The sequence below is a fragment of the Arthrobacter sp. AB6 genome (assembly GCF_031844545.1).
Taxonomy (GTDB): domain Bacteria; phylum Actinomycetota; class Actinomycetes; order Actinomycetales; family Micrococcaceae; genus Arthrobacter.
Genome location: NZ_JAUZVL010000019.1, coordinates 1 through 18,169 on the forward strand (window position 1 = coordinate 1; position 18,169 = coordinate 18,169).

Annotated in this window: 18 protein-coding genes; 9 read left to right on the plus strand and 9 right to left on the minus strand. The window is 65.0% G+C overall.

The genetic code is table 11. From position 1 onward, the window contains the following. Nucleotides 1-33: 33 nt before the first annotated feature. From Q9R30_RS14265 to Q9R30_RS14280, 4 genes are read right to left on the minus strand one after another with little or no spacing between them, the layout of a single operon-like run. Nucleotides 34-807, minus strand: a complete 774-nt coding sequence (locus Q9R30_RS14265; RefSeq protein WP_104997199.1) for an ABC transporter ATP-binding protein — start codon at nt 805-807, stop codon at nt 34-36. Beyond that, nucleotides 804-1,874: an ABC transporter ATP-binding protein gene (locus Q9R30_RS14270; RefSeq protein WP_311217974.1), complete on the minus strand. Its 1,071-nt coding sequence runs from the start codon at nt 1,872-1,874 to the stop codon at nt 804-806. The genes Q9R30_RS14265 and Q9R30_RS14270 overlap by 4 nt, the downstream gene beginning before the upstream one ends. Continuing rightward, complete coding sequence (locus tag Q9R30_RS14275; protein WP_104997201.1) at nt 1,871-2,839, minus strand: branched-chain amino acid ABC transporter permease; 969 nt, start codon at nt 2,837-2,839, stop codon at nt 1,871-1,873. The genes Q9R30_RS14270 and Q9R30_RS14275 overlap by 4 nt, the downstream gene beginning before the upstream one ends. 9 nt (nt 2,840-2,848) lie before the next feature. Further along, entirely contained in the window at nt 2,849-4,132 is a 1,284-nt protein-coding gene (locus Q9R30_RS14280; RefSeq protein WP_199775341.1) for a branched-chain amino acid ABC transporter permease, read from the minus strand. 359 nt (nt 4,133-4,491) lie between these two features. Between Q9R30_RS14280 and Q9R30_RS14285 the strand changes: the two genes are divergently transcribed. Then, the gene (locus Q9R30_RS14285) at nt 4,492-5,376 is read left to right on the plus strand and encodes a Bax inhibitor-1/YccA family protein (protein ID WP_104997203.1); all 885 of its coding nucleotides are present in this window, start codon (nt 4,492-4,494) and stop codon (nt 5,374-5,376) included. Nucleotides 5,377-5,470: 94 nt separating this feature from the next. Here Q9R30_RS14285 and galK read toward each other — a convergent pair whose 3' ends face one another. Next, the gene (gene galK, locus Q9R30_RS14290) at nt 5,471-6,658 is read right to left on the minus strand and encodes a galactokinase (RefSeq protein WP_311217975.1); all 1,188 of its coding nucleotides are present in this window, start codon (nt 6,656-6,658) and stop codon (nt 5,471-5,473) included. Continuing rightward, nucleotides 6,655-7,806, minus strand: coding sequence for a galactose-1-phosphate uridylyltransferase (gene galT, locus Q9R30_RS14295; RefSeq protein WP_104997205.1), 1,152 nt, complete (start codon nt 7,804-7,806; stop codon nt 6,655-6,657). The genes galK and galT overlap by 4 nt, the downstream gene beginning before the upstream one ends. A 102-nt stretch (nt 7,807-7,908) precedes the next feature. On the opposite strand from galT, the gene Q9R30_RS14300 reads away from it, so the two are divergent. The 4 genes from Q9R30_RS14300 to Q9R30_RS14315 are packed head-to-tail and all read left to right on the plus strand — an operon-like array spanning nt 7,909 to nt 12,115. Beyond that, nucleotides 7,909-8,868: an aldose 1-epimerase family protein gene (locus Q9R30_RS14300; protein WP_311217976.1), complete on the plus strand. Its 960-nt coding sequence runs from the start codon at nt 7,909-7,911 to the stop codon at nt 8,866-8,868. Nucleotides 8,869-8,907: 39 nt separating this feature from the next. Further along, entirely contained in the window at nt 8,908-10,242 is a 1,335-nt protein-coding gene (locus tag Q9R30_RS14305; protein ID WP_199775342.1) for an AI-2E family transporter, read from the plus strand. Nucleotides 10,243-10,245: 3 nt separating this feature from the next. After that, nucleotides 10,246-11,484, plus strand: coding sequence for a threonine ammonia-lyase (ilvA, locus tag Q9R30_RS14310; protein WP_104997207.1), 1,239 nt, complete (start codon nt 10,246-10,248; stop codon nt 11,482-11,484). Between the two features lie 10 nt (nt 11,485-11,494). Next, nucleotides 11,495-12,115 (plus strand): rhomboid family intramembrane serine protease, encoded by a 621-nt coding sequence (locus Q9R30_RS14315; RefSeq protein WP_311217977.1) that lies wholly within the window; start codon nt 11,495-11,497, stop codon nt 12,113-12,115. A 71-nt stretch (nt 12,116-12,186) separates the two neighbouring features. Here the strand turns inward: Q9R30_RS14315 and greA are convergent, their stop codons facing one another. Together greA and Q9R30_RS14325 are read right to left on the minus strand one after the other, a co-directional pair. Then, nucleotides 12,187-12,681, minus strand: coding sequence for a transcription elongation factor GreA (greA, locus tag Q9R30_RS14320; RefSeq protein WP_104997209.1), 495 nt, complete (start codon nt 12,679-12,681; stop codon nt 12,187-12,189). Between the two features lie 192 nt (nt 12,682-12,873). Then, the gene (locus Q9R30_RS14325) at nt 12,874-13,326 is read right to left on the minus strand and encodes a DUF4307 domain-containing protein (RefSeq protein WP_311217978.1); all 453 of its coding nucleotides are present in this window, start codon (nt 13,324-13,326) and stop codon (nt 12,874-12,876) included. 123 nt (nt 13,327-13,449) lie between these two features. Between Q9R30_RS14325 and mca the strand changes: the two genes are divergently transcribed. Together mca and Q9R30_RS14335 are read left to right on the plus strand one after the other, a co-directional pair. After that, nucleotides 13,450-14,355 (plus strand): mycothiol conjugate amidase Mca, encoded by a 906-nt coding sequence (mca, locus tag Q9R30_RS14330; RefSeq protein ID WP_104997211.1) that lies wholly within the window; start codon nt 13,450-13,452, stop codon nt 14,353-14,355. Between the two features lie 93 nt (nt 14,356-14,448). Next, entirely contained in the window at nt 14,449-14,793 is a 345-nt protein-coding gene (locus Q9R30_RS14335; protein ID WP_104997212.1) for a hypothetical protein, read from the plus strand. 45 nt (nt 14,794-14,838) lie between these two features. On the opposite strand, the gene Q9R30_RS14340 is transcribed toward Q9R30_RS14335, so the two are convergent. Further along, nucleotides 14,839-15,582, minus strand: coding sequence for a hemolysin III family protein (locus Q9R30_RS14340; RefSeq protein WP_396136729.1), 744 nt, complete (start codon nt 15,580-15,582; stop codon nt 14,839-14,841). Nucleotides 15,583-15,733: 151 nt separating this feature from the next. On the opposite strand from Q9R30_RS14340, the gene Q9R30_RS14345 reads away from it, so the two are divergent. Continuing rightward, complete coding sequence (locus Q9R30_RS14345) at nt 15,734-16,495, plus strand: isoprenyl transferase (RefSeq protein ID WP_104999660.1); 762 nt, start codon at nt 15,734-15,736, stop codon at nt 16,493-16,495. A 239-nt stretch (nt 16,496-16,734) separates the two neighbouring features. Beyond that, a complete protein-coding gene (locus tag Q9R30_RS14350; protein ID WP_311217979.1) occupies nt 16,735-18,150 on the plus strand; it encodes a PhoH family protein in 1,416 nt (471 codons plus the stop codon). Nucleotides 18,151-18,169: the final 19 nt, after the last annotated feature.

Sequence of the window (18,169 nt, forward strand, 5' to 3'; positions counted from 1 at the left end):
ACAGGACGGGGGCTCCTTTGTGTGGAGTGTGCCCTACTCGACGGTGTCGGCCAGCGTCCCGAGGTAGAGCTGGATGACTTTGGGATCCTTCATCAGCTCGCGGCCGGTGCCGGTGTAGGCGTCCCGGCCCTGGTCCAGGACGTAGGCGCGGTCGCAGATCTGCAGGCAGCGCCGGGCGTTCTGTTCCACCATGATCACCGAGACGCCTGCACGGTTGATCTCATGGACGCGCAGGAAGGTCTCGTCCTGCTTGACGGGGGAGAGGCCCGCGGACGGCTCATCAAGCAGCAGCACGGCCGGATCCATCATCAGTGCGCGGCCCATGGCCACCATCTGGCGTTCACCGCCGGACAGCGAGCCGGCCCGCTGCGCGCGCCGCTTGCCAAGTTCCGGGAACAGGCCGGCCACGAAGTCGAACCGTTCGGCGAAATCCTTGGGGCGCTGGAACATGCCCATCTGCAGGTTTTCCTCGATGGTCAGCGTAGCGAACACGTTGTTGGTTTGCGGGACGAAGCCCACCCCGCGGGTCACCAGCTTGTTCGCCTTCAACCCGGTGATGTCCTGGCCACGGACCACCACCGTGCCCGAATGGACCTTCACCAGGCCGAACATTGCTTTCAGAAGGGTGGACTTGCCGGCCCCGTTGGGGCCGATAATCCCGATCAGTTCGCCTTTGCGGGCCTCGATGCTGCAGCCGTTGAGGATATTGACTCCCGGCAGGTAGCCCGCCACAAGGTCGGTGACCTTGACCACCGAGTCCCCGTCGATGACTGGGTGTGCGGCTGGTGCCGCGCTGGTGCTGCTCATTGGCTGTCCTTCTCTGTGCTGCCCGTATCCGTGCTGCCATGGCGGCCCCGGGTCCGGTCGGGGCGGTCCTCGTCCGCCTCCTTGGCCACAATGTCGAGGGAGATAATGCCCGCATTTTCGGTTCCGACGATCGATTCCTCGTCCGCCACAAGTTCAGCTGCGAGCTCCTTGAGGCCTTCGGAGTCGCCGAGGTCGACGTCGTGGTGTGCACCAAGGTAGGCGTCGATGACCGCAGGGTTCTTCATCACTTCGCCCGGCGGGCCCTCCGCGACCACTTTCCCCTCGGCCATGACCACCACCCAGTCTGCGATGTGGCGGACCATGTGCATGTCGTGTTCCACGAAGAGGACGGTCATGCCTTCGGCTTTGAGGTTCTTGATGTGGTCCAGCAGCGACTGGGTCAGGGCCGGGTTGACGCCTGCCATGGGTTCGTCAAGCATCACCAGCTTGGGCCGCACCATGAGGGACCGGGCCATCTCCAGGAGCTTGCGCTGGCCGCCGGACAGCGACGCAGCGTAGTCGTCCTTTTTGGCGTCGAGCTTGAACTTCTCCAGCAGCACGTTGGCTTCGCCGGTGATCTGTTTCTCCCGGCCGCCCCAGATGCCCTTGAACAGCGCCTTGGACAGCCGCTCGCCGGGCTGGTTTGCCGCGCCGAGGCGCATGTTCTCCATCACGGTCAGCTTGCCCATGACCTTGGTGAGCTGGAAAGTGCGCACCATGCCCATCCGCGCCACCTTGTAGGGAGACACTCCGGCGAGGCTCTTGCCTTCGAACTGCCACTTTCCGGTATTGGGTGTATCAAAGCCGGTGAGCAGGTTGAAGAGGGTGGTCTTGCCCGCGCCGTTGGGGCCGATGAGCGCCGTGATCTTGTGGCGGGGGATTTCGAGGTATTCGACGTCCACCGCATTGATGCCTCCGAAGCTGCGGGTCACGTTCTCTGCCACCACGATGGGGTCGCGCTTTTTGCAGCCGGGCCCCACTTCTCCGGCCGCGATGGGCCGGGTGTCGGTCATGTAGTCCAACTCGCCCGTACCGGCCGGTGTTGGTTCTTCGCTGTGCATGCTCATGCGAACGCCAGCTCCTTCTTGTTTCCAAAGACGCCCTGGGGCCTGAAGATCATCAGCAGCATCAGCGCGACGCCAACCAGGATGTAGCGCAGCTGCCCGGCCTGGACCGTGTTCAGCCAGGTGATGGCCCCTGACTCGATCAGGCCGTACAGGATGCCTTGGGTCAGTGACAGGACAACCCAGAAGATCATCGCGCCGATGACCGGTCCGAGCACGGTGCCCAGGCCTCCCAGCAGGAGGCAGGTGTAGAGGAAGAACGTCAGTTCCGTGCCGTAGTTGGCCGGCTGCACCGCTCCGCGGGGGAGGGTGAAGATCATGCCGGCGAGTGCGCCAAGGACGCCGCCGATAATGAGTGCCTGCATCTTGTAGGCATAGACGTTCTTGCCAAGGGACCGGACGGCGTTCTCATCTTCGCGGATCCCCTTGAGGACGCGTCCCCAGGGGCTGCGCATCAGCAGCCACACCAGGGTGCAGCAGAGGGCAACCAGTGCCCAGCCCACCACGCGGATGAAGAAGTCGCGGTTGTTCATGCCGAAGTAGGAGCCCTCGGGGAAGGGGTTCATGGCGTAGAACCCGCCTTCGAAGGCCGCCAGACCGTTGGCTGAACCGGTAACCGAGGTGAGCTGGTTGGTGGTCACGATGTACCGGACGATTTCCGCCGCTGCAATGGTCACGATGGCGAGGTAGTCTGCCCGGAGCCGCAGGGTGGGGATGCCGAGGAGCAGCGCAAAAATTGCGGAGGCAATGATGGCGATCAGCAGTCCAACGAAAAACGGGACACCGAAGGTGAGCGTGGAGATGGCGAAGCCGTAGGCTCCCACCGCCATGAAGCCGGCCTGGCCAAAGTTCAGCAGGCCTGAGTAGCCGAAGTGCACGGCGAGGCCGAGCGCAGCGAGGGCGTACGCGGCCGTCGTCGGGCTGAAAATTTCACCGGCAGCGCTGGCAAGAATGAATCCAAAGTCCATGGCTGTCTCCTAACCCACGCGCTCGCGCCGGCCCAGGATTCCCTGCGGCCGGAACAATAGGACAACGATCATGATGAACAGGGCACCTACATACTTAAGGTCTGCGGCAAGGCCGAACACGGTGGTCAGTTCCACGAAGATGCCCACAATGACGGAACCGATCAGGGCGCCGAAGACTGTGCCGAGCCCGCCGAGGGTGACGCCGGCGAAAATCAGCAGGAGGATGGCCGAGCCCATGTCGAAGGTGACGCCGGGACGGTAGTACGCCCAGAGGATGCCGCCCAGGGAGGCCAGCATGCCGCCCGTGATCCAGACAATCCGAATGACGGAGTCGACGTCGATGCCTGAGGCGGCCGCCAGTGCCGGGTTGTCGGCTACCGCACGGGTTGCCTTGCCCAGCCTGGTCTTCAGCAGAACGATGCCGATCAGGGCGATCACCACCGCGCTGATCCCGAGGGACCAGAGGTTGTTGGGTGAGATGGATACCGGGCCCAGCTGGATCTCGGGGCTCTGCGCGAACGGCAGCTGCTGGGTGGCGCCGCCGAAGTAGAACTGGATGACGTACCGGACAGCAAGCGCAAGCCCGATGCTGACAATCATCATTGGCACCAGGCCGGTGCCGCGTCGGCGCAGCGGCCGCCACAGGCCTCGGTCCTGGGCATATCCGAACAGACCACCGCCCAACAGGGACAGGATCAGGGCCAGCCAGAAGGGGAGGCCGATGGCGTTGAAGGCAAACACCAGCACCGCCCCGAGGGTGACCATCTCGCCGTGGGCGAAGTTGGTGAGGCCGGTGGTGCCGAAAATCAGCGAAAGGCCTACTGAGGCGAGGGCAAGGAGAAGGCCGAAGCTCAGGCCGGCCACGAGCCGGTTGAGCAGGTTTTGGCCGAAGTCCTGCTGCTGCACCACGATGCCCTTGCCGAAGGCGAAGATCACCGACAGGTTTGAGGTCTGGCTGAAGGTCACCTGGCGGGGGTTTTCCTGGCCTTCAGCCAGCTTGATGCCCTCGGGAAGGGTCGATTCGTCCAGTTCCACCGTGTACGTGCCCTGATCGGGCACGCCGATGTTCCAGGATCCGTTCGCCGACGACTTGGCCGTACCGGTGAAGCCGTCCTTCTTGGCCGTGATGGACACATCCGCCAGGGGTGCGCGGGTGTCATCACGGAGAAATCCACTGATGTTGTTCTGGAATGTCTGGTTCGACGGGGATGGTGTCGGAGACGGGGAAGTGGCCTGCGATGCCGGTGCTGCCACAAGAAGGATTGCCAGGATGGACGCGCTTATGGCTCCCATTAACCTCAGCAACCTGCGGCGTCCTTCGGCCGGCCGGCCTTGGGGTGTACTTCTCAAATTGAATAACCTCCACTTGGGGGCGGTCTCGGCTGCGCCTTTGCAGCCGTTGCGAACGGATGCAGGGATAGGATGGTGCCAATCTGGCGCGGCACCGCACGTGTGTGAGTTCCGTCACCCTGCTTGGCTTATGCTACAGCGCGGATGTTGCGGGAAATGCCGCGGTTCAGGCGCCGATGGTAGCGATCGGATAACAACTCCGCTCTCGTGGCGGGGGCGGGGAACTTTCACGGGCGCACTTACGTGAGAATTGGTACCGTAAACCTTAAGGTTTCAACACATCCCTATGGAGGAATCCAGCAATGGCACTTGGCGGCAACCCGATCTTCAACGGAAAAAGCTTCCGTGGAGCCACCCAGGCACCGCCTGTCCCGCAGGCTCCCTACGGACACGCGCCCTACGGCCAGCAGCCGTACGGGCAGGCGCCCTACGGCCAGCAGCCGTACGGCCAGCCACAGAACATGACCAATGAGCAGCTGCAGCAGATGTACAACCAGCCCGCTGCGGGCCCGGCGGACACCGGCAGGATGACCTTCGACGACGTCATCGTCAAGACCACCGCCTGCCTCGGGGTGCTGCTCGCCGGTGCCGCAGTGACGCTGTTCGTCAGCATGGGCCTGGCTTCGCTCCTGATGATCGTTGGTGCGCTGGGCGGTTTCGTGCTGGCCCTGGTCAACACTTTCAAGAAGCAGCCGTCGCCGGCACTGATTCTTGCTTACGCAGGCCTTGAAGGCCTCTTCCTCGGCGGCCTCACCCGGGTCCTGGACGCCATGTACCCGGGAGTGGGGCTTCAGGCTGTCCTCGGCACGCTGTCCGTCTTCACGGTGACGCTGCTCCTGTTCAAGAGCGGCAAGGTCCGCGCCACCCCGAAGGCCATGAAGTTCTTCATGATCGCCCTGGTTGGCTACGCCCTCTTCTCTGTCGTGAACCTCGTCATGATGATGACCGGCCTGACATCGGAACCCTTCGGGCTGCGCAGCGGCATCATCGGCGTCGCCATCGGCATCCTGGCCATCGGTCTCGCGGCATTCTCCCTGGTCATGGACTTCACCAGCATCGAGGAGGGTGTCCGCAACGGCGCCCCCCAGCGCTTCTCCTGGACGGCCGCATTCGGCCTGACGGTCACGCTGGTATGGCTCTACGTGGAAATCATCCGCCTGCTGTCCATCCTGCGCGGGGAAGAGTAGCGCACAAGGCGGCTCCCGCCGTCGGACCTTCCCAATAGCTGAGGGCCCCACCATATGGTGGGGCCCTCAGCAGTTAAGCGCACTGCGGCTGGCTCTAGGCGATCCGCCGGGCCCCCGCCGCGGGCGAGACCGCGAAGATGTCCGGCGCTTTGAAGCCGGCATCCGCGAAGGCAGTGGCGACGGCGTCACGCACCTTTTGCTCCAGGGCCACCGGGGTGAGCGCTATGGCCGCTCCGCCGAATCCGCCCCCGGTCATCCGTGCACCGATGGCGCCGCTGGCACGGGAAGCGTCCACCGCCAGGTCCAGCTCGGGGCAGGAGATTTCGAAGTCGTCCCGCATGGACGTGTGGCTGGCGTCCAGCAGGGGACCAATGGCGCCTGGCCCTTGGCTTGCCAGGAGCTCGACGGTCTGGAGTACGCGGTCGTTTTCCGTGACCACGTGGCGGACGCGGCGGAACGTGACTTCATCCAGGAGGCCGCTGGCTTCCGCCAGATCGCCCAGCTGCACGTCACGGAGCGCCTTGACCCCCAGCACTTCCGCGCCGAGTTCGCAGGATGCCCGCCGGGAGGCATAGCCGCCGTCGGCATGCGAGTGCGAGACCTTGGTGTCGATCACGAGCATCACCAGGTCCGCGGGCTGCGTCTCGAAGGGAACCAGGCGCACGTTCTGGTTCCGGCAGTCCAGGAAGACCGCGTGGCCTTCCGAACCGCGGAGCGAGGCGGACTGGTCCATGATCCCTGTGGGAGCGCCGACAAAGTCATTTTCGGCACGCTGCGTGGCCAGCACCATTTCCTGGGCTTCGAGCCCGGCCCCGGTGAGATCGTTCAGTGCCGAGATGACGGCACATTCAATCGCGTGGGAGGAGGACAGTCCGGCCCCGAGGGGGACATCCGAGTCCAGCAGCAGGTCAACGCCCGGGACAGCGATGCCTCGCTGTTTCAGCGCCCACATCACGCCGAGCGGGTATTTGGTCCATCCTTTGGCGGAGCCCGGCTCCAGCGAATCCAGCCTGGTGCTTACCAGGCCTTGGTCGCCGTAGGTGGAGAGCAGGCGCACAGAGGAACCGGGGCGGACCCTGACGGCCACCCGGGCGGTGCGGTTGATGGCGAAGGGGAGGACGAAACCCTCGTTGTAGTCCGTGTGCTCGCCGATAAGGTTTACCCGGCCCGGCGCCTGCCAGATTCCGTCCGGAGCGCTGCCGAACTCCTGTGAAAACCGTGCCGCAAGATCCTGGGTCACTGCAGGCGCGCTTGTGGTCAGGGGATCCGGTGCGGGGTTCACGCGTGGGCTCCTTCAGGTGCGGCCGCCGCGACGGCGGGGGTGGTGGAAGGCGGAAGGGTTACCGTGCGCAGCCGCTCGGCGACGCTTTCCGGGGTGGTGTCATTGATGAAAGCGCCCATGGCTGCCTCCGACCCTGCCAGGTACTTCAGCTTATCGGCCGCCCGCCGCGGGGAGGTCAGCTGGAGGTGGAGGTAGCCGGCGGGCCGCAGAACCGGATCCAGGGGAGCCTGGTGCCAGGCGGATATGTACGGGGTGGGCGTGGGGTAGAGGCCGTCCACCCTCCGGAGCAGCTCGAGGTAGACGCAAGCGAGTTCGTCCTTCTCCTCGCCGCTCAGCGCCGCGAGGTCGGGGACCTGGCGGTGGGGCACCAGGTGGATTTCGAGCGGCCACCGGGCGGCAAAGGGAACATACGCGCTGAAGTTCTCCCCTTCCAGGACCATCCTGCTTCCGTCCTCCCGCTCGGAGCGCAGCAGTGAGCCGGTGAGGGTGTCGCCGTCCCGGGCATCGTAGAACCTTCGTGCTGCAGCGCCGAGGACGCCCGCGCGGGGAGTGATGTAAGGGTAGGCGTAGATCTGGCCGTGGGGGTGGTGGAGTGTTACCCCAATGTCCGCGCCACGGTTTTCGAAGGGGAAGACCTGCTTGATTCCGGGCAGCCCGCTCAGGGCCCGCGTTCGCTGGGCCCAGGCCTCGATGACAGTACGGGACCTCTCTTCGCCCAGTTCACTGAAGGATCCGGTGTGGGAGGGGGTGAACGCCACTACCTCGCAGCGTCCGTACGCGGGACCCTTGGTACCCCATGCTGCCTCGCCCGGTATCGGGCCCAGCGCGGGACCAAGCGAGGGGAAGCGGTTTTCAAACACCACCACGTCGTAGTCCGAAGCAGGGATCTCAGAAAGATTGCTGGGGGTGGTGGGGCAGATCGGGCACTGGTCCGCCGGCGGGAGGTGGGTCCGTGCCTGCCGGTGCGACGCGACGGCAACCCACTCGTCCGTCAGTGCGTCGTAGCGGACCTCGCCGGGTTCCCCCCTCGGGGGGAGACCGCGATGGTCGGTGGTGAATTCGGCGGCGCGCGGCTTGGGGGTTGCGGCGTCATCGAAATAGATGAGTTCCCTGCCGTCGGAGAGCCTGGTGCTCGTGATAGCTGTCATGGATAAAAGTGTGACACGTTCGATCAAAAAAGAATAGTTAACAACAAAATCTAACATCCGGTCTGCTGCGGGCACACGTCCTGCCGGGGTACGGTGGTGCCCATGACTTCCAGTTCTCCCCGTGAATCCAACAGCGAGCCTGCCCTGCGCGGCTATGCCACCGGCAGGCAGTACGAGCTCCGCCGCGGCGACGCCCTGGCCGTGGTCACCGAACTAGCCGCCGGCCTGCGGTCTTTCAGCAGGGGAGGAATGCTCCTGACGGAAACCTACAGCGACGACCAGATCGCGCCCGGCGCTGCCGGCATCACCCTGGCGCCGTGGGCCAACCGCGTGGAGGACGGCACGTGGTTCCTGCACGGCAAAAAGCAGCAGCTGGACATCACCGAGGTGGCCAGGAACAACGCCAGCCACGGACTGCTCCGCAATTCCGCCTATGCCCTCGTGGACGAGTCAGAGCACTCCGTTTCCCTGGAGGCCACCATCTTTCCGCAGCACGGGTACCCCTTCCTGGTGCGGCACCGCGTGCAGTACCAGCTCGGCGACGAGCTGGGGCTGGCAGTCCGCCAGACCCTGTTCAACGATTCCAAGGAGCCGGCACCCTTCGTCCTGGGTGCCCACCCTTACCTGCGGCTGGGCGACACGCCCGTCGAGGACCTGGTGCTGACCGTTGCCGCCGACACGTGCCTGGTTGCCGACGAACGCCTCATTCCGCGCAGCACGGCAGCCGTGCAGGGGGAGACCGACTTCAGGGCAGGGCAGAACATCGCGGCCCTCGCCGTGGACGTGGCGCTGACAGGCCTGCAGTTCGAAGCAGGGAAAGCCCGCCACACGCTTGCTGCGAAGGACGGCACGAACGTGAGCCTCTGGCAGGGCGAAGCCTGCCGATATGTCCACGTCTTCGTCAGCACCGAGTATCCGGGACGCAGCCGCGCGGTGGCCGTTGAACCCATGACCGGGCCGGCCAACGCCTTCAACTCCGGGGACGGCCTGCGCTGGCTGGACCCGGGTGAGTCCTTCACCATCGAATGGGGGATCGACTACACCCCTGGCAGCGAACGGTAGCGGTTTCCGAATAGGCCCCGGCTGGGGAAGTATTAGGCTATGACGCCAGCAGAGGATGCCGTTACCTCCCCCAACACTTCCCCAAGCCAGCAACTGCCTGCCATGAACCAGCCCCTGCGGATCCTCGCGGACCGTGAACTGGACCGCGATATACCCTACGGCGTGCGGATAGCGGCGTCCTGGGCCTGGCGCCTGGGACTGATCCTCCTGGTGGGAGGCGCGCTCGTCTGGCTGCTGAGCAGGATCAGCTTCCTTATGATTCCGGTCATGGTGGCTGCCCTGCTCGCCGGGCTCCTGAGCCCGGTGGTGGGATGGCTCAAGAAAAACAGACTGCCGTCCGGGGTGGCTGTGGCCGTCACCGTGGTCGGCTTCATCGGCCTGATCGCAGGATCCCTGGCGCTGGTGGGCAGGCAACTCGTCGCCGGTTTCGGGGAGCTCTGGTCCGAGGCGCTCGCCGGAGTCAAGCAGATCCAGGACTGGCTGGCTGACGGGCCCCTCCATGTCACGGCAGACCAGATGGACCAGTACCTGAAGGAAGCCACCACCGCCCTGCAAAACAACACCAGCAGCATTGTCAGCGGGGCCCTGTCCTTCGGCAGTACGGCGGGGCACTTTGCTGCCGGTCTCATCCTGGCCCTGTTCATACTGATTTTCTTCCTCCTGGAAGGGGACCGGATCTGGGCGTTCCTGGTCCGGTTGCTCCCCAAAAAGGCCAGGGCAGCAACGTTCGGTGCCGGGCGCAAGGGCTGGGCATCGATGGTCAGCTACGCCCGCATCCAGATGTTTGTGGCCTTCGTCGACGCGGTAGGCATTGGCGTGGGTGCCGCGATTATCGGCGTCCCGCTGGCGCTTCCCTTGAGTGTGCTCGTCTTTATCGGTTCCTTCATCCCGATCGTGGGCGCCCTGGTGACCGGCGCCGTCGCAGTCCTGCTGGCACTGGTGGCCAACGGCCCCATCAACGCCCTGATCATGCTCGGCATCGTCCTGCTTGTCCAGCAGTTGGAAAGCCACATCCTGCAGCCGCTCGTCATGGGCAAGGCCGTGGCCCTGCATCCGGTGGCAGTGATCCTGTCGGTGGCAGCCGGGTCCTACCTTGCCGGCATTCCGGGTGCCCTCTTTTCGGTGCCCATCCTCGCCGTCGCAAATACTGCCATTCGCTACATCGCCGCCAGAACGTGGGAACATGAACAAGTGCCGGCATGGACCGGAGAGCCTTTGACGGCGGGCGCCGGAGTGGACAACACCATCCGGGACGTTCAGCCGCCGGCAGTACTCAGCCGCGGCAAGGGCGCCGCCGCCGGCACGAAAGCAGAACAACCTGATGCCCCTCCCGCTGCGGAACGGGGCGCCGGGGCCGAATCCAAAGGAGAATAGTCCGTGAACATCCTCGAAACCCTTCCCGTCACGCTGGACGATGTCCTGGAGGCGCAGAAGCTGCTCGACGGGATTATTGCGCGGACACCGGTGGAATCATCCCGCGCCCTTGGGACCATGGTGGGCGGGGATGTCTTCTTCAAGTGCGAAAACCTCCAGCGGGCCGGATCGTTCAAGGTCCGCGGCGCGTACGTGCGCATGGCGCGGCTTTCCCCGGAGGAAAAGAAGCGTGGAGTGGTGGCCGCTTCTGCAGGCAACCACGCCCAAGGCGTAGCCGTTGCAGCCAAGAGCCTGGGAATCAAGGCCCGCATCTACATGCCGCTGGGCGTGGCGCTGCCTAAGCTGGCGGCCACCCGCAGCCACGGCGCCGAGGTAATCCTGCACGGACACAACGTGGACGAGGCGCTCGCCGAGGCCCAGCGCTACAGCAACGAGACGGGCACCGTTTTTGTCCACCCGTTCGACAATGTGGACGTGGTGGCGGGCCAGGGCACGCTGGGCCTGGAAATCCTCGAGCAGGTTCCCAACGTGGACACCATCCTCATGGGCGTCGGCGGCGGCGGGCTCCTGGCCGGGGTTGCCGTCGCCGTCAAGGCCAGGGCCAGGGAGCTGGGCCGGAACATCCGCATCATCGGGGTCCAGGCCGAAAACGCCGCCGCCTATCCTCCCTCCCTCGCCGCAGATGCGCTGGTGCCCCTGAAGAAGGTCTCCACCATGGCTGACGGCATCGCCGTCGGCCGGCCCGGGCAGCTTCCCTTCAGCATCATCCGTGAACTCGTCGATGACGTGGTGACGGTCAGTGAAGACTCGCTGGCCCGCGCACTGATCTTCCTGCTGGAGCGGGCCAAGATGGTGGTGGAGCCTGCGGGTGCGGTTGGCGTGGCAGCGCTGATGGACGGCAAGATCGAGAACCCGGGAACCACGGTGGCGGTCCTTTCCGGCGGCAACATCGACCCCATGCTCATGCTCAAGGTCATCCAGCGGGGCCTCTCCGCGGCAGGGCGCTACATGACGGTCCGCATGATGCTCGATGACCGCCCCGGTTCCCTGGCCACCATCGCCCGGATCATCGCCGAGAACGATGCCAACGTCACCGGCCTGGACCACACCCGCGTGGGCGGCTCCATCAGCATGGGAGACGTGTCCATCACGGTGAACCTTGAAACGAAAGGCCACGAGCACGGGGAACAGGTGCTCAGCGCCCTGCGTGCCGAAGGCTTCCAGCCCATCGTGGTGCACTAGGACCCGCCCCATGGCCGGACTGGCGGGAAACGGGAGCTTTGGGCAGCGGCGGACAATCGCTGCCCGGGCCAAGGGCGGGCTGCTCCTGCTGGGCAGCTTCGTGGTGTTCCTCTTTGTCATCGAACTGTTCAACATGGTGATGCTGCGCTCGCTCAACGCGACGTTCGGGCTCCGGCCCAGAAGCGCCGACGGGCTACTGGACATCTTCACCTTCCCTCTCCTGCACGCCAACCTGAACCATCTCCTGTCCAACAGCCTGCCGCTGATCATCTTCGGCTTCCTGGTGTTCCTCTCGGGGCTCCGGGTATTCCTGACCGCCCTCGCCTTCAGCTGGCTGGGATCCGGCCTGACCGTTTGGCTGATTGGCGACGGCGGCATCACCGTGGGGGCGTCAGGCCTGGTGTTCGGCCTGTTTTCCTTTCTCCTGGTCCGGGGATTCATTAACCGCAGCTGGCGGCAGATCCTCCTGGCGGTGGTCCTCTTCATGGGTTACGGCAGCATCCTGCTGGGGGTCCTGCCCATCGGGGCAGGCTACATCTCGTGGCAGGCGCACCTTGGCGGGGCAGCCGGGGGAGTAGTGGCCGCACTGCTGCTTCGCCGCCGCAGCCGGGCCATGGGTTCGGCGCTCTAAGTTCCTGCCACTTTAAAGTGGAACGCCGGCCGTCCCTTTCGGGACGGCCGGCGCTTCCAGGATATGGACGGCTATGCAGCGTAGGGCTTGGCGGAGAGGATCTCCACCTTGATGTCCTTGCCGTTGGGCGCCACGTAGCTCAGGGTTTCGCCTTCCTTGTGTCCAAGAATGGCGGCCCCAAGGGGTGACTTCTCGCTAAACACGTCAAGATCGGAATCGCCGGCGATTTCGCGGGAACCGAGGAGGAAAGTCTCTTCGTCGCCCGCGATCCTGGCAACGACGATCATGCCGGGCTCCACAATCCCGTCGTCCGCGGGGGCCGCGCCCACATGGGCGTCACGGAGCAGCGCGGTCAGCTGGCGGATGCGGGCCTCGATCTTGCCCTGCTCCTCCTTGGCTGCGTGGTAGCCGCCGTTCTCCTTGAGGTCACCCTCTTGCCGGGCTGCTTCAATCTTCTGGACGATCTCTGCCCGGCCAGCGCCGGAAAGGTGGTCCAGCTCTGCCTTCAGGCGGTCAAAAGCTTCCTGGGTGAGCCAGGCTGCAGCTGCGCTGTTGGTGGTAGACACGGACTTCTCCTCTTGTGGTCCTACATGCAAAAGACCCCGCCACGGTGGCCACTTGTGGAACAGTAACCAGCTCAGCGGGGTAAAGGTATGCCTTCATTGTAGTCAATCCCTTGGAGTTAACCCAACAGCGAAGCGGCGCACGTCACATGCTCCGGCCACTTTTTCAGGCGCCGGCCCCAGGCAACACCGGACTTATGTGCCAGCGGCCCAGCAGCTGTCCACTACACCGGAGACGGACAGTGATTCCGTGCGTACGGCCACCCGCTGCGCAACTGTGCGGCCGCCGTCGGCTGTTCCGTCGGCAGGTGCGGGCGGAATGTCCACAACCTTCCACCCCACCACCGCAAACTTGGAGTCCAGTGCCTTGACCGCGCACTTGACGGCGGTTCCGGGCTCGCGCGTGACCTGGAAGTCAACTTCCGCAAGCGTGGCGTCCGTGGTCCTGTAGCCAATGTCCTTGAACGAAACGTCAGACAGTGACTGGGATGTGGAAACCCAGGCGAGGAACCCGATTCCCGCGGCCAGCGCCGCACCGCCGATGGCGCGCCTGGCTCCTGGCTTAAGCCTGCGCTTTTTAGCACCATAGCGATTGGCTAGGCTAGTGTTTGCGGGCGCGGGTTGGGCCGGCTGGTCCGGGGAAGTCACCAGACCAGTTTAGTGCCCTTTCCGGCGGAAGCCTGTTGGTCCCGGCCAGGCCAGCGTCCGCCCCGCCCAAGTGACCCGTCCAGCGCCCACAGGCAGCAGAAAAGAATAAGGAGCCGTCCTTCGATGACAGCGTCCAGCACCTCCCCGGCGCCGCTACGGCTGCTCGCGGTCCACGCCCATCCGGACGATGAGTCCAGCAAGGGCGCTGCGACGATGGCCAAATATGCCGCGTCAGGCGTAGACGTCATGGTGGCCACATGCACCGACGGTTCCCGGGGAGACATCCAGAACCCGGCAGTTGAGGGCGAGCCGCACCCCAAGCGGGACATGGCAGGCGCCAGGCGCCTGGAAATGGAACGGGCAGCGGCCATCCTGGGCATCAGGCAGCGGTGGCTGGGCTTCGTTGACTCGGGCCTGCCCGAAGGTGACCCGCTTCCGCCCCTTCCCGCCGGATCCTTCGCCACCCTGCCCCTGCACCAGGCCGCTGCGCCCCTGGTGCGGCTGGTCCGGTCCTTCAAGCCGCATGTCATCCTCAGCTACGACGAAAACGGCGGCTACCCCCATCCGGACCACATCATGGCTCACCGGGTGGCAGTGGAAGCCTTCGAGTCCGCCGGTGACGGTTCGCGATATCCGGACGCCGGCGAGCCCTGGGAACCCAGCAAGCTCTACTACGACAGGGCGTTCAGTCCGGAGCGCTTCCGTGCGCTGCATTTTGCCCTGGAGGAGGCGGGCCTCCAGTCGCCGTACGCCGAACGGCTGGCAGCCTGGCTCGAAGCGGACGCGGAGGGCCATACCCCGCCTCCCGCCATCCACCCCACCACTACGCAGGTGGACTGCGGGGATTTCTTCGAAGTACGTGATGACGCACTCCGGGCCCACCGGACCCAGGTGGACCCGTTGGGGTTCTTTTTTGCCGTCTCGCCCGAGATGCAGCGCCGGGCCTGGCCGTGGGAAGACTACTCCCTGATCCACTCAAGGGTTCCTTCGGAGCTCCCCGAACGGGATCTGTTCGCGGGGCTAAGATAGAAGCAGCCGGCAATTTCTATGTCGCGTAGAAGATGGGGCCTGGCGCCTCGCCGGTCCCGGCCGCTGCCCCCGCACCACAGAAGGTAAACAACCGTGCATCACCTGCTCCTCAGTTTGGCCACCACTCCCACGCCCCTGCCCACGCCCACGCTGCGCGAGGGGATTTCCGAGGACCAGGTCACGCCCGGCCTGCTGGGCTTCATCATGACGGCGTTTTTCGTAATTGCCACCGCACTGCTGATCGTGGACATGGTGCGGCGCATCCGGCGCGTGCGGTACCGGGCGCAGGTGGAGGAGGACCGCATTGCTGCCGCTGCCGCGGCGGACGTCGAGGCGGCGGACGCCGCCGAGGATGCGTCCGGCAGGCAGGAGCCCGGCACCGTGCAGGGAACGGCCGACGGCGGGACAGGGCCCGCGCAGGGAGATCAGCGGCACTGATAAGGCGGCACCGGCACTGCGCCCGGCTCCGCCGTAGGCTGGCGGCTAGCTGAGGACCGCCATGGCTATGGCCGTGAAGTGTGCCGCGAAAGCCACCACGGTCAGGGCGTGGAACAGTTCGTGGAAGCCGAAGTGGTGGTAGCTGATGTTCGGTTTTTTCAGCGCATAGAACACGGCGCCCGTGATGTACAGGACGCCGCCCACGCAGATGAGGACAGCGGAGGGAATGCTGGCCTGGAAGAACTGCGGCAGGTAAACGAGAGCGCCGCAGCCCAGGGCTACATAGATGGGTACATATAGCCAGCGCGGGGCATCCGTCCACAGAAGCCGGAACAGCACCCCGAGGATGGCCCCGGACCAGATGACCCACAGCAGGAGGACCGCCTGGGGGCGCTCCAGCAATCTCCAAGCCAGGGGCGTGTAGCTGCCGGCGATTACCAGCATGATGTTCGTGTGGTCCAGTCGCTTGAGGACGATCTTGACCCCTGGCGACCAGTTTCCCCGGTGGTACACTGCGCTGACTCCGAACAGCAGGACGCCCGTTGCCGCGTAGACAGCGGAGGTAACCTTGCGGTCCGCCGTGGGGGCCAGCATCACCAGCACGATTCCCGCCACGAGGGCGAGCGGCGCCGTAACCGTATGGATCCAGCCCCGCCATTTCGGCTTGATCATCAGGAGTTCGGCCAGCCGGACGGCGGCCTCATCCACAGCGTTTGTTTCGTGGCCTGTTTCCGCCCTGCTGTCCTTGCGCTGCGGCGTCCGCGGGGCGTCCGGGGTGTCGCTGTTCATGCTCCCAGAATAACCTACGCCGCAGTAAGTTACTGATGAGTAGCAAGGAGCGTGAAGGGCCTTCCGGGGCTCGCCGGCAGGTCCTGGCCGCTCCGGACGGTAGCCTAGGATGTGCAAGTACGTACAGCAAGGAAGTCAGGTGAGTGAGCGCGTGGAGTTGCCCGGGTTCCTCTACGGCTTCTATGAGCGCAGGCTGCTCAAGGACCTCCCCCGTGACCGGATACCCCGGCATATCGGCGTCATGGTGGACGGGAACCGCCGGTGGGCGAAGCAGTTCAATGCCCCCACCAGCCAGGGCCACCAGGCGGGCGCAGACAAGATCCACGAGTTCCTGGGCTGGTGCCAGGAGCTCGGGGTCAAAGTGGTCACCCTGTACATGCTGTCCACCGACAACATGAACAGGTCCAGTGAGGAACTGGACCTGCTGATGGGTATCATCGCCAACACCCTGGACCGCCTGGACGAGGACGCCAACATCTCCGTCCATGCGATGGGTGCCCCGGAGCTCCTGCCCGATTACCTGGCAGAACGGCTCCACAAGCTGACGGCGCGGACTCCCGTCAAGGAGAAGATCCACGTCAACGTGGCCGTGGGGTACGGCGGCCGCCGGGAGATCGTCGACGCGGTGCGGGAACTCCTCCACGATGCCGTGGCCAGGGGAGCGGACATCTCCCAACTGGCCGACGACCTTTCCGTGGACGACATTTCCAGGTTCCTTTACACCCGCGGCCAGCCGGACCCGGACCTGGTGATCCGAACGTCGGGCGAGCAGCGGCTCTCCGGCTTCCTGATGTGGCAGAGCGCCTACAGCGAGTTCTACTTCTGTGAGGCCCTGTGGCCCGCATTCCGCAAGGTGGACTTCCTGCGGGCCCTGCGCGACTACGCGGGCCGGCAGCGCCGCTTCGGCTCCTGACATATCCGGTTAATCACGAGTTCACAGTCCCGCAACAGGAATCGCCGCGTAATGGATGCGGAAATTAGTTGGCGGGGATTTACGTTATATCCATCAGCAGGCAAAACCGCCGGCTGATCGGGGAGGCCAGTACATGGAGCGAAACATCGCACCGGTTGTATGGGAGGCCGGACCCGGCCTCGTGGCCGAGCCGCCTCACCAATAACAATTCCGGGCTGGCGCCCGGGGCTGGAGTCGATGTGGCTACTTCTGAACAACTGCCCGAGGTCCTTTCCGACCAGGGAGAGAAAGCTACCTCTCGCGCCACGCGAGCCACCATACAAACCGGTGCGGCAGAAGATGCTGCGGCCGGTTTTGCTGTCTCCGGAAGGGAAGCCGACATTAACACCTTCGTCATTGACACCTCCGTCCTGCTCTCCGACCCCCGTGCGTTGCTCCGCTTTGCGGAACACGAGGTGATTGTGCCGGTGGTGGTCATCACGGAACTGGAAGCAAAACGGCACGATCCCGAGCTTGGCTACTTCGCCCGGAAGGCGCTTCGGCTCCTGGACGACCTTCGGGTCAAGCACGGCGGACTCAACCAGCCAATCCCCATCGGCGACGGCGGCTCCCTGAGGGTGGAGCTGAACCATATCTCCTCGGACGTACTTCCGTTGGGATTCCGCAGCGGCGACAACGACAGCCGGATCCTCGCCGTGGCGAAGAACCTCGCCAATGAGGGCCGCAACGTCACCGTGGTGTCCAAGGACCTACCGATGCGTGTCAAAGCCTCCGCCATGGGCCTCACCGCCGACGAATACCGCAACGAGCTGGTGAAGGATTCAGGCTGGACCGGAATTGCCGAAGTTGAGGTCGGCGAACAGGAGATCTCCACGCTGTACGGCCACGAGCCCGTCTTCATCCCCGCGGCCGCCGAGATGCCGGTCAATACCGGGCTCGTGCTGCTCTCCAACCGCGGTTCCGCCCTGGGCCGGGTGGGCGCAGACAAGCAGGTCCGGCTCGTCAAAGGCGACCGTGATGTGTTCGGGCTCCACGGACGGTCCGCGGAGCAGCGGCTGGCCATCGACATGTTGATGGATCCCGCCGTCGGCATCGTCTCCATCGGCGGCAGGGCGGGCACCGGCAAGTCCGCCCTTGCCTTGTGCGCGGGCCTGGAAGCGGTGCTGGAACGCCGCGAGCACCGCAAGGTCATCGTGTTCCGGCCCCTCTTCGCGGTGGGCGGCCAGGAACTGGGCTACCTGCCCGGCTCCGAGTCCGAAAAAATGAACCCTTGGGCGCAGGCCGTGTTCGATACCCTCGGCGCGCTGGTCAGCCAGGAAGTAGTGGAGGAAGTCATGGACCGCGGCATGCTCGAGGTCATGCCGCTCACCCACATCCGCGGACGCTCCCTCCACGACGCCTTCGTGATCGTCGACGAGGCCCAGTCCCTCGAGAAGAACGTCCTGCTCACCGTCATGAGCCGCATGGGCCAGAACTCAAAGGTCGTCCTGACCCACGACGTCGCCCAGCGGGACAACCTCCGCGTCGGACGCCACGACGGCATCGCCGCCGTCGTCGAAACCCTGAAAGGACACCCGCTCTTCGGCCACATCACCCTGACCCGCTCCGAACGGTCCCCGATCGCAGCCCTGGTCACCGAACTCCTCGAAGGCTAAGCGGGGGTGCCTGGGTGCC